We start from the raw sequence: 13,721 nt of genomic DNA, 5'->3' as shown, positions 1-13,721 counted from the left end.
ACCCGCCGACGCCGTCGATGGAGCTCTGCCTGACCGGCCGGCTGTCGTTCGGCTCCGGGTCGGCGCAGCTCGAGTACGGCTCGGTCACGGGCGTCCTGATGATCTCGACCCGCACCGGCGGAGGCGCGATCCCGGGCGTGGCCGGCAGCATCCGCGTCTCGACGGGCGTGGGCATCGGCCTGCCGAACGTCGGGTCGCTGTTCTCGGCCACAGGTTCCGTCAACGTCATCTTCAACACCACGCTCGCCGACCAGACGTTCGTCGTGCCCAACGCCTTCCTGCCGTTGCTGCTGCCCGGTCAGGCGCCGGTGTTCTTCATCCCGAAGTCGCCCCCCGGCATCGACGGCCAGCCCGACCCGGCCGCACCCGCGGGCGGCAGCATCTACGTCGTCGCCAGCATCCAGGCGGAGCTCACGATCGGCGGCGCCTTCACCCTCACCGGCTTCATCGGGATCACCGCGGCGATCGACCCGTCGGGGACGGCGTATCTCAAGATCGACGGAATGGTCGGCACGACCATCCCGTACCTCGGCTCCCTCACCGGCGCGCTCAACCTCGCGGTCTACGTCGGCGCGCAGACCGGAGTCGTCGGCCGCGTGCAGCTCACGCTCGGCGCGAACTCCATCCCCGGCGTCTCGCTCAACGGCCAGTTCCTGCTCGAGATCAACACCTTCAGCTCGGCGCGTCAGATCCGCACGTTCGTCGTGGACACTCAGACCGTCAACGGCGCACCGGTGTTCGGCGGGTTCCGGCGCCAGAACGGCCAGCTCGTCGTCGCCAACCAGACGATCGGGGTCGTCGCCGGGTTCCGCCTCGAGATGTACGGCTCGCTGCGGGTCCTCAACGTCCTCGAGATCACCGGGCACGTCGTCCTGACCGTCGGCGCCGGCCAGCTGGCGCTGGTCGTCAACGGCCGCGCCGCCCTCGAGCCGTTCGGCGACCTCACGATCGTCGACTCCGGATTCTCGATCACCAGTCGCGGCGTCGTTGCGCGGTTCGCGATCGCGCTGGATGCCGGCTTCGGCGCCGACATCGGCATCGGCTTCTCGGTGAGCGCGCTGCTGCAGCTGAACACGACGGGGGCCTCCGCCGTCATCGGCAGCACGACGGTCGACCCCGGATTCCTGCTGCGGCTGGACGGGTCGATCAACTTCCTCGGCTTCGCGCGCGGGTCGGGCTTCGCCGAGATCCGCATCGCCGCCGGCGCCTTCGAGATGCGCTTCGGCGTGGCGTTCGACCTGGCCGGCCTGCGCTTCACCGCCAACGGCGTCGCGGGCGTCTACAGCGACGGCTTCGTGATGGCGGTGTCGGTCAGCGCGTCGGCCGACGCGTTCGTCTTCAGCCTGAGCGCGAGCGGCACCCTGCGCATCAACACCGTCGGCGAGCGCCGCGCGGGCGTGGACCCCGGCTTCAAGCTGCAGCTGACCGGCTCGGTGACGCTGCTGAAGCTGTTCAGCTTCAACGCCGGGTTCACCATCGAAGTCGGCAAGACCAGCGCGACCGACTCCACCTACGCCGCCGGCGACTGGTACCTCGACGCCTACGCCTCGCTGTCCTTCTTCGGCTTCGACTTCTCGGGGACGATCTTCGTCAACTCCGACGGCAACTTCAGCCTGGTGCTCTCGGGCCGGATGCAGCTCGGTACCGACTTCATGGGGATCCGCGGCAGCTTCTCGCTCGAGGTGTCCTTCCTGACGCACGAGCAGGACGGCATCGTCTGGTACACGCTCTTCGTCGGCGGCTCGGCGAGCGTCGAGGTCTACTTCGACTTCAAGCTGTTCGAGATCAGCCTGGGCGTGGGACTCGACCTCGCCGTGACGGCTGACTCGCGCACCGCGGACTCCAACGGCGACGTCCCCCTGAACTTCCGGGTGACCGTCCGCTTCAAGGTGCTCGGCTCGTGGTACTCGCGCTCGGCGACGATCCAGATCGGCACGGTCCGGTTCCCGGTGGTGCCGTACCTTGCCGGCAACAACGTCACCTACACCGGCCTCGACGCGTTCAAGAGCCTCCGCGAATGGCGGACGACCGACCGGAACCTCTACCTGAACGTCGGCGGCGCGCCGCAGCGGACGGCCCGCAACGTGTCTACCGCGGTGACGAACGAGTCGGTGTACATCGAGCAGATCGGCAACCTCAGCGGCGGGCTGGCCACCATCAAGATCACCGCCTTCGGCCACTCCCGCACGTACGCCAACGTGCAGCGCATCCACGGGTACTTCGGCGACGGCGTCGACAACGTGGTGATCGACCCGAGCGTCCAGATCCCCGTCACCCTCGACGGCGGCACCGAGGGCGACACGATCCTGCTGCAGGGATCCGGTCTCGGCTCCCTCGTCGACGGCGGCGACGGCAGCGACGTGATCACCGTTGCGGGCCCGGGGACGGCCACGGTCAACGGCGGCGAGGGCGCCGACGTCCTGCGTCACACCGGCACCGGCACCGTGACGCTCAACGGCGACGGAGGCAACGACCAGCTCTTCGGCAACCTCATCACCGACGTCCTCAACGGCGGTGCCGGCAACGACACGCTGTCGGGCCTCGCGCGGCAGTACAACGGCGGCGACGGCGACGACGTCATCCTCGCCACCGCCGCGGTCTTCACCTCGGGCGCCACCCGGGTCGTCGACGGTGGCACCGGCAACGACCGGCTGACGATCGTCCTGACCGGCGGGTCGGACCAGCTGCTCATCACGAACCCGTCCGCCGAGGTGCTCAGCCACACCCTCAACGGCCTCACCCGCGAGACGGCCGACATCGAGCAGCTCGTCATCGACGCCGGCGCCGGCTCGGACCAGATCACGCTCAGCGACATCACCGCGAACTCCTCGGGCATCGCGTCCATCGAGATCGCGCTCGGCACGGGCGGCACCGACATCGTCACGGTCCTCGGCGCGAGCACCGGCGACGACGTCGTGATCTCGACCGACGGCTCGCGCACGCGGGTGGTGCGGACCACCTCGGCGGGCTACACCGTGTGGATCGCCGGCGGCGTCCGCGCCCAGGGCGACGCGCTCATCGTCGACGGGCGCGGCGGCGCGGATTCGATCTCGGCCGCCGCGGTCACCGCCGATCAGCTCGCCCTCACGCTCATCGGCGGTCTCGGCAACGACATCCTCGTCGGCTCCCGCTTCGACGACATCCTCGACTCGGGCGCCGGGAACGACACCGTCACCGGCGGTCTCGGTCGCGACACCTTCCTGGATGCCGGTGGCGTGGACACCCTCGTCGAGACGTTCTCGAACGTCGACTTCGGCCTCTACGACAACCTGTTCGTCGTGGGCCTGGTCGTCGGCACCGACTTCGGAGTCGGCTCCGTCGTCGAGGACCTGAACGACCTCTTCGAGATCGCCCGCCTCACCGCGTCGGGGACCGCCGCGACCACGTTCCTCATCGGCGACGCCGACGGCTCGGTCCTCGTGGCGGGCGTCCGCCGCACGGCCGACCCCTGGACCGGCACCGCCTACCTCGACGGCGGAGCCGGGAACGATCTGGTCCGCGTCGAACTGACCCGGTCGACCGGGATGGCCGTCCACATCGACGACTCCGCCGGCACCGACCGCCTCGACGTGCGCGGCTCCACGGCGCCCGACGACCTCATCGTCGACGTCGTCGCGCCCCCGCCCACGGGCACCGAGCCCAACCGGATCCGCCGCGTGTCCTTCGACGGCGCCGGGGCGATGACCGTGCTCGGCACCATCACGCATTCGGGCGTCGAGCTGGTCGAGATCCGCACCCTCACCGGCGGCGACCGCATCGCCGTCCGCGCGATCGCCGTCGAGCACCGGCTCTTCACCGGCGAGCACACGGACCGCATCGCCGTCGGGTCGCACGCGGCCGGCAGCGGCACAACCGCGTCCGCCTGGACGAACACGGGCGGTGACGTCAACGCGATCTCGGCGCTCCTCGTCGTCGACGGCGGCTCCGGCCCGGGACCGATCACCGGTGCGGACCTGCTCTCGGTCGACGACACCGGGGACACCGCCGCCAACACCGGCGCCCTGACCTTCGAGTGGATCACCGGCCTCGGCATGAGCACCGGCATCCGGTACACCGGCCTCGAACAGCTGACGATCGACCTCGGGTCCGGCGGCGACACGTTCACGGTCCACTCCACGCACGCCGGCACCACGTCGCTGACGACGAACAACGGCGCCGACACCGTCATCGTGCGAAGCGTCGCCGGCGCGACCACCGTCGCCACCGGCGCCGGCGACGACACCATCCGCATCAGCTCCACCACGAGCGGGCAGGGAGGCGTCCTCACCGGCATCGCCGCGCCGCTCAGCGTGACCGGCGGCGCCGGCAGCGACACCCTGTTCGTCGACGACGCCGCGACGGTGCTCGACCGCATCGGCGTCCTGACCGGCTCGAGCATCTCGGGCCTCGGGATGACCGCGGGCGCGCCGACGCCGAGCCTCGTCCAGGTCGTGACGGTCCGCGGCGCGATCGACGGCCGCTTCACCCTCACCGTCGCCGGGGTCGGCGTCACCGTGCAGCTCGCCTTCGACGCCACCGCCGCGCAGGTGCAGGCGGCGCTGGCGACCCTCGTGGGCGCCGGCAACGTCGTCGTCACCAAGGCCGGCGACCGCTGGACGGTCGCGTGGGCGGGCGCCCTCGCCGGCGCCGCCGGCCGGGCCCGCACGCTCACCGTCGCCAGTGCCTCAGGGCGTCCGCTGACGCCCCCCGCCGGCGGCACCGTGGTCGCGCAGGTCCTCGCGATGACCGACGGGCGCATCGTCTACGAGGACGTCGAGGCGCTCGATGTCACCCTCGGCTCGGGATCCGACGTCGTGACGATCGACGGCACGCACACCGGCACGACGACCGTCAACGCCGCGGCGGGCGACGACCGGGTCTTCGTCGAGGCGCTCTCGGGCCGCACGACCGTTCGCGGTCAGGCCGACGGCGATTGGCTCGTCGTCAACGCCGCCCCCGGCCCCGTCGGGGTGAACGCGATGGCGGGGCAGATCCTCGATCTCGACGGCGGCGCCGGATCGGACTACTACCTCGTCGACCTCTTCGGCGTCGGCAGCAGCCGCATCAACACCCTCGACGTCATCGACGGCGGCTCGAACGTCCTCGTCGTCAACGGCACGGCCGCCGGCGACACCTTCCTGCTGCGGCGCAACGCCACCCGCGCCCTGATCGCATCGCTGTCCCAGCCGCTGTCGGTGGGCGGGCAGTTCGGCGCGGCCGAGAAGGTCACCTACGGGCAGCAGATCACCGGCGGCGTCGTCCTCAACGGCCGCGCCGGCGACGACACCTTCGCCTTCGACGACACCGCGTCGGTCGTGGTGGTCAACGGCGACTCCGGCAACGACCGCTTCCGCTTCGGCCAGCTCTACACCAACTACTCCGGCGACCCGGAGTTCCCGGCATCCGACTTCTTCTCGTCCACGCGCGGCAAGCTGACGCGCGGCGTCTCGTTCACCGCCTCGGTGTACGGCGGCTCCGGCGACGACGTGTTCGAGGTCTTCCGCAACGTCGCCACGCTCAACCTCTACGGCAACACCGGCGACGACACCTTCGTCATCCGCTCGTTCGTCGGCGAATCCGAGCTCGCCGCCGTCAACGCCGGCGAGGGCCGCAACTTCATCCAGTACGCCGCGAACGCCCCGGTCAACATCGACGGCGGCTCGGGCTACGACCTCGTGGTGATCATCGGCACCGAGTTCGACGACACCTTCGTCATCACGTCGGGCGGCGTGTACGGCGCGGGCCGGGTCATCCGGTACGTCAACGTCGAGAAGGTCTCGATCTACGGCATGGAGGGCAACGACGTCTTCCATGTGCTGTCGACCAACCCCGCCATCGAGCTGTCGATCTATGGCGGACTCGGCTCCGACCGGGTCGAGGTCGGCAGCGCCGCACCGGCGGTCCAGGCCGACGACCTGCTCGGCCACACCGGCCTGGTCCGGCACTCCGTCGAGAGCACGGTCGCCAACAGCGCGTGGGCGCTCCTGCCGGTCGACGGCATCGCCACCGAGATCATGGACAACGATGAGCCGACTGTCGTCGTCGCGCCGGTCGGCGGCTCGCTCGTCCTCCGCGAGGGCGGCCCGCACGGATCGGTCACCGTGCGCCTGACGAAGGCGCCGACCACCGCCGTCCAGGTGACCCTCGTCGGACCTGCCGTCGACCCGACCTCGACGAGCCGCAGCCGCTTCATCGAGCTCTCGGTCGACGGCGGCGCCACGTGGCAGACCTCGGTGACGCTGGACTTCGCGATCGGCGACACCGGCCAGCGCACCGTGCTCGTCCGCGCGACCGACGACCTCTCGGCCGAGGGGGAGTGGCTCGTGCCGATCGACGCCATCGTCACCGGCGGTTCGTACGCCGGCGCGCTCGTGGCCACGACCTTCGTCCGGGTGCTCGACGACGACGCCCCCGCGGTGCCGGTCACGATCCCCGACGGCGGCATCCGGGTCATCGAGCCGTCCGGCGGCGCCGGCGGCACGAAGGCCGCCTACGAGGTGCGGCTCACGTCGGCGCCGGTGGGAGCGGTGACCGTGCGGGTGACCGCGCCGGCCGGCCTGAGAATCTCGGCCGACGGCTTCGCGTGGGTGACCCAGATCGACCTCGCCTTCACCACCGCCGGCGCGCGCACCCTCCACGTCAAGGCCATCGGCGACGGGATCGTCGAAGGCCAGCACGTCCAGGCCATCACCGCCGTCATCGTGAGCTCCGACCGCCGCACCGGGTCCGTCTCGGGTGCCGGAGCCGTTCCCGGGGAATTCGTCTTCTCGGGCTTCTCGGCCACGCCGGGATCCCTCAAGGGCCACCTGATCCGGATCGTCACCGGCGCAGGCGCCGGCCAGTCCGCACGCATCTGGAACAACACCGCCACGACGATCGAGATCGAGGGCGAGTGGGATGTCGCCCCGGCGACCGGCGACGCCTTCGTCATCTCGGGCTACACGGCCCCGATCGTCCAGACCGAGATCGTGCGGACGGTCACCGCGATCTCGCCCGACCAGCGCACCGTGACCCTCGCAGGCGCTGCGCTCCCGACGGCGGACGGCGGCCTGAGCGGTGCGCTGCTGCGGATCGTCGGCGCCAACGGCACGGCGACGTACCGCACGATCGCCTCGAACACCGCCACCACGATCACCGTCGTCGACCCGTGGGGCACCGAAGCCTTCACGACAGGCGTCACCCAGGTGTACGTCGCCGAGATCCCGGGTGAACTCGTCGAGCGCGTCACCGTGCTCGTCCACGACGCCGACTCCGCGGGCGTCGTCATCACACCTGTCGGCGGCGACATCCGGCTCGTCGAGGGCGCGGTGGCCGGCCAGTTCGGCGCCGAGGCGAGCTACACCGTGCGCCTCACCCGGGCGCCCGCGCCGGGCGAGACCGTGACGGTCACTTTGGACGCGATCGCCTCGTTCACCCTCGACATGGGCGGACCCGACTGCGGCCTGCCCAACGGGTGCCGCGCCGCGCAGCTGCAGTTCTGGAACGGCTCCGCCTGGGTCTCGCAGCTGACGATCGACTTCGACGCCACCGACTGGGCGACCGCGGTGGTCGTGCGGATCCGGGCGATCGACGACACGCGCATCGACGGCGGAGACGTCCAGGAGTTCGCCGACGCCGCCCGCCGCGTGCACCTCATCCAGGGCCCCCTCTACGTCTCGGGCGGCGACGACCCCAACCCGCCGGTCCCGCTGGAGCTGGACGGCTACCTGCCGATCGTCCTGCCCGGTGAGAGCTCCGCGAGCCCGCTGCCGGTGGCGCTCAGCACCGCCGAGGCGATCGAGACTGCCCAGGTCGACGTCCTCGTCGTCCACAACGAGGACAGCCCCGCCGCCGACGCGGGCGTCCTCACGCGCGACCGCATCACCGGACTCGGGATGGCGGGGGACTACTCTCTCGCGGGCCGCCCGGTGCTGGGCGGCATCCGCTACACCGGGTTCGAGGACCTCACGATCCTGCTCGGCTACGGTGACGACACCTTCGTCGTCGAGGGCACGCACACCGGCACCACGACGATCCACGCCGGACCCGGTGACGACATCCTGACCGTGCGGACGGTCGACGGGCACACCCGCCTCATCGGCGGCCCCGGCTCCTCGTCCACGCCGCTCTTCGGCAACACCGACGACGACGTCTTCCACGTGGGGACGGCATCCGCGGTGCTCGATCTGCTGCGGGCCCTGCTCGTCCTCGACGGCGGCGTGGGCGACGACACCGCGAACCTCTCCGACCACGGCGACGCCGACGACAACCTGGGCTGGCTGACGCAGGACACCCTCACCGGGCTCGACATGACGCCGCGGACCGGCGTCGACGAACTCGGGCGCCCGCTCGACCGCCTCTACGCGGTCACCCCCCGCGGCGCGACCTTCACCATCGTGCTCTCGCAGGTACGTAACGGCGTGTCGTCGGGGATCGGCGCCGTCACCTTCGCCGCGGGCACCTCGGCCGCCGACGTGCAGCAGGCGCTGCAGCGACTGCTCTTCCCGACGACCTCGGGAGCCGGCGCCGGTGTGTCCATGAGCTGCGGCACCGCGGACAGGACGCGGTGCGCGGCGAGCGTCTACGTGTGGCTGGTGGGGGGCACCTACCTCATCGGGTTCCGCGGCGAGGTCAACGCCGACACCGCCTTCCCGATCACGATCGGGCTGTTCGCGCTCGGCGCGACGGCGACGGATGCCGCGTCCGACGCCGGCGCGATGTCCGGCATCCGGTACCACGGGCTCGAAACCCTCAACCTCTCGCTCGGCTCGGGCAGCGACGTGCTGAACGTGCGCGGCACGCTGCCGGTGACCAACGTCGCCTTCGGCGCCGGCAACGACCGCGTGTACATCTCGTCCCGTGCGGACGTGGGGCTCACCGAGCGCCCGACGTTCCTGGCCGGCGACCTGGACCGCATCGCCGGCACGCTCAACCTCGACCTCGGGACCGGGCGCCACACGCTCCTTCTCAGCGACGAGGGCGCGACGGCGGCCGACACCGCCGTCCGCATCACCGACGTCGCCACCGCCGCCCGCGCGGTCGACGCCGACCTGTCCGCCGCGGGAGAGATCTTCGTGACGGGTCTCGCCCCCGCCGGGATCTCGTGGCGGGCGGATGCGACCGGCACGTTCGCCGACGGCATCCGGATCTGGGCCGGCGGCGGCGCCGACACCATCACGATCGACGGCACCCACGCCCGCGCGGGCGTCCGCACCACCACGTGGCTGAACACCGGGCTCGGCGACGACACCGTCACCGTCGATCTGCGGGCCGGCGAGGACGGCTTCTTCGTCCTGAACACCCAGGGACCCAACGACAACGTGCTCGACCTCGGGGCGGACCTCCACGACGGCGACGAGCCGATCCGCGCCGACGTGGTGGCGAGGATCACCGTGACGCGGAACGGGCAGACCTGGACGCTCGACCCGAGCCGCTACGTCGTGTCCACCACCCTCGACACCGCCGGGCTGTTCGACTCGCTGCTGCCCGGCGACATCGTGCGGGTCACGCTGCACCTGACGACCTGGACGGTCCAGACGCTCGGCACGTACGACCTCGGTGGCACGTCGGACGTCGTGGGCTACCGGGTGTGGGTCAACGGTCGGATGCTGACGGCGTCGCAGATCGCCCAGAGCGGGGGGCTCCTCACCTTTGCCACCGAACTCCAGCGCGATCTTTCCGCCCCGCACGTCCTGGTCGAGGTCACCCGCAGCCTGTTGCGGCAGTACACGATGCCGGCGACCGGCGCGATCCTGCCCGCCGGAACGATGGACGACGACGTCGTGCACGGCGAGACATCAACGCTGCCGCTGATCATTTTCGGCGGCATCGGCGCCGACCTGCTCCACGGCGGCGTCGGCGGCGACATCGTCTTCGGCGACCGCGGCATCGTCGAATGGGTGGATGCCGGTGGAACCGTCGTCGCGCGCTCGGGCACGGGCGGACCCGACGACATCACCGACGGCGTCGTCCGCCCGATCGGCCTCATCACGACCGTCGATCCCACGATCGGCTCCGCGGACGTCATCACCACCGGCATCGGTTCGGACGTCCTCCTGGGCGGCGCGGGCGGCGACATCCTGGTCGCCGACCGAGACCAGACCACCGGCGCGCCCGACGGCCGCAACATCGTGATCGGCGATCACGGCCGGTTCGTCGCGGCAAGCGGCGCGGTCACTCCTACGTGGGGTGGGACCGCGGTCGGCGCCGGCCGGATCGAGACCCTCGATCCCGCGTTCGGCGGCGACGACCTGATCCGCACCGGCGCCTCTCGCGACCTGATCCTCGGCGGGGCGGGTGGCGACGGGGTGTGGGCGGGTGCCGACGCCGACATCGTGCTGGGCGACCACGGCTTCCTGCTGCTCGAGACCCGGAGCGGGGCCCTCTACGCAGTGACTGTGGCGGTCACCGACAACGCCGTCGGCGGCGCCGACGTGATCCGCGGCGAGGCCGGGGACGACCTGCTCATCGGCGGCACCGGCGCCGATCAGATCGACGGCGGCACGGAGCGCGACCTCATCTTCGGCGACAACGTCTCGCTCGACCGCCGGACGAGCTTCGGCGACCACACCAGCCCGCGCTTCCGCACCCTCACCGCGCCGCAGATCTACAGCACGACCCTGGGAACGGCCGGTCAGGCCAACGTCGACGGCTCTCGTCGCAACGACCCGGCCGGCGCGACGGCGTGGAGCGACTTCCGGATCACGCTGCTCGACCACGCCGCGACGACCGATCCCGCCCGCTACGGCGACGACCGGATCGCCGGCGGTGCACACGACGACATCATCTTCGGCCAGCTGGGTGACGACGTCATCCAGGGCGACGGCTCGATCGACATCGCCGCGGGCGCCCACCGGACGGCGGCGGGCGACCTCGTCATCACCCCGTCCGTGGATGCCGCCACCGACGGCGACGACTACATCGAGGGCGGCGGAGACGCCGACGTCATCTTCGGCAACCTCGGCCGGGACGACATCATCGGCGGCAGCTCGGAGCTCTTCTCGCTCACGACGCGCGACCAGCGTCCGGACGGCGCCGACCGCATCTTCGGCGGCTCGGGAACGGCCATCGGGCGCAACGCCGACGGGCCGCTCCACGGCCGAGACTCCGACACCGTCGTCGGCGACAACGGCAACATCCTGCGCCTGGTGAGCGTCGGCACCACCGGCGTCAGCACGTACCTGCGTTTCACCTACGACACCTATACCGGCACCGGCGAGATGCCCCTCCTGCCCCGTGCCGTGCAGCTGCTGGACTACACCCCCGGCGGGCCGGACTTCGTGTCCGCGGCGCTCACCGCCGACATCGGCGGAGCGGACGAGATCCACGGCGAGGCCGGCGACGACACCGTCTACGGCGGGCGCGGCAACGACGTCATCTTCGGTGACGCCGGCGACGACGACCTGATCGGCGGCTGGGGACACGACTGGATCTCGGGCGGCACCGGCGTCGACGGCATCCTGGGCGATGACGGCCGCATCTTCACCAGCCGCAACGGTTCCACCGAGCCGTTGAACGGCGTGACCACGGCCGACGCCCAGATCGAGATCGCCACACCCGGCCGGGTGCAGGTGGCTCTCCTCTTCCCGGCCAGCTGGCTGACCAAGCGCGTCGACCTGACGCCGTTCGCCGTCGACGGCAACCACCTGAACACCCTCTACCGCCCCCAGTACGCCAACGACATCCTGTTCGGCGGCTGGGACGGCGACTTCATCCACGGCGGCTCCGGCGACGACGCGATCTCGGGCGCCGAGGCGCTCACGCTCTCGTACGGCTACCACGCGACCGCCGGGCGGGTCCGCAGCGACTTCGAGCGCCCGTTCAACGACGGCACGCTGCTGGGCTTCAGCCCCGCCGCCGGCACGTTCGCGCTCTACGACGAGTACGCGCCGATGGTGAAGCTCCTGCTCTCGGGCGGTGAATGGTTCCTCAACTTCGATCACGCCGAGGGCCGGTTCGACCCGGTGGCGACGACGACCCGCACCGACGGAGACGATGTCCTGTTCGGCGACCACGGCAACGATTGGGTCGTCGGCGGAACCGGCCGGGACACCCTGTGGGGCGGGTGGGGCAACGACCTGCTGAACGCCGACGACGTCCTGACCACCAACGGCGGACTCAACGACCAGCCCGACACGAACACGTCGTACGAGGACCGCGCCTTCGGCGGCGCCGGCCTCGACGTCCTCATCGCCAACACCGGCGGCGACCGCCTCATCGACTGGGTCGGCGAATTCAACAGCTACATCGTGCCGTTCGCGCCCTTCGGCCTCGGCACCGTCAGCCGTCAGGTGATGCCCGGTCTCTACGACTTCCTGTACCGCCTGTCGGCCGCGCAGGGCGCGGACTTCACGATCGCCGACCTCGCGGGCGAGTACTACGCCGACCGCAACGGCGAGCCGTTCGGCGAGATCGGGCTCATCATTCAGCAGGACGACTACTGGCAGGACCAGACCGGCGGTCCCCGCGACCCGCAGCCCGGCAACGTCCCCGGCGGCAAGCGCGACGTGCTGCGGTCGGCATCGTTCAGCAGCGGCGCCGACGCGTTCTTCGCCGACTCCGGCGTGTTCGCGGTGAAGGGCGGTGCCCTCACGGTGACAGCGACCTCGACCTCGGGCGACGCGGCGGCGGTGTACTACATCGACCAGTACCTGCCGATCTACTACGAGCTGCACGCGCAGGTGAACCTCACCAAGCCCACCGGCGGCTGGAAGGCCAACGCCTACGTCATCTTCGACTACTTCGCACCCGATGACTTCAAGTTCGCCGGCGTGGACCAGTCCACCAACAAGCTCGTGATGGGACGTCGCACCGCCGCCGGGTGGCTCGTCGATGTGCAGGCATCGGTGTCGGGCGGCGTGAAGTTCAACACCTGGTACTCGATGCTGGTCGCCGTCAACGGGACGACGGTGACAGTGCTGCTGGGCGGCGTCGTCGCGTTCACGCACACCTTCGCCCCCCGGATCATCGACGGCGTCGCGGTCGGCCTCAACAAGGGATTCGTGGGGGTGGGGTCCACCCAGGCGCGCGGCGTCTTCGACAACATCTCGGTCCAGGTGCTGCCTCCGCAGATCACGCTGGACCGCACCGAGACGTTCGACTCCGGAGCGGGGGCGGTGAGAGACGTCGCCGGGGGAACCTGGACGACGACCGCGGGGGTGCTCACCGGCTCCGCCCCGTCCACCGGGTCGCCCGCCGTCGCACTGGTCGACCTCGGCGGGACTCTCGAGGCGAACGCGTACCTCGAGATCACCGCGACCCTCACGCTCCAGGCGGGCGCCCGGGCCGGCATCGTCTACGACTTCTACAGCATGAGCGACTACAAGTTCGTCATCCTGGACCTCGCCGCCCAGGCCGTCGTCTTCGGGCACGTCGCCGGCGGGCGGCGCGTGATCGACGAGACCGTCGCGCGCACCCTCACCGCGGGCACCGTCTACACGATGGTCCTCACCATCAAGGGCGCTTCGGTCTCGCTCACCCTCAACGGTGCGTTCATCCGCTCCCGGTCCTACAACGCCGCGCTCGCCGACGGCCGGTTCGGGCTGCTGGTCGACGCGGGCGTCGCGCGATTCGACAGCATCCGTATCCGCACCGACAGTGCGCTGCAACCCGCGACCGCGTCGTCGACGACCTTCACCGCGCCGGACCCGGCGACCTCGCCCGCCGAGCCGACGCCCGCGCCGGCCCCGCCGCCGGAGCCGGCACCCGAACCGGCGCCCGCACCCGCGCCGGAACCGGCGCCCGCGCCGGGCCGCAAGAAGTAG

1 protein-coding gene (cut by a window edge) is annotated in these 13,721 nt (G+C 71.1%); it reads left to right on the top strand.

The features are described 5' to 3' along the window. Window positions 1–13,721 carry the end of an FG-GAP-like repeat-containing protein gene (locus ACYVF4_RS13240; RefSeq protein WP_460723555.1) on the top strand. 24,814 nt of this gene lie to the left of the window's left edge, so the window shows 13,721 of its 38,535 coding nt (coding positions 24,815–38,535); its start codon lies off the left edge, out of view; it ends in the stop codon at window positions 13,719–13,721.

The organism is Microbacterium aureliae, from assembly GCF_054780155.1.
This window is presented reverse-complemented; position numbering and strand designations above follow the sequence as displayed.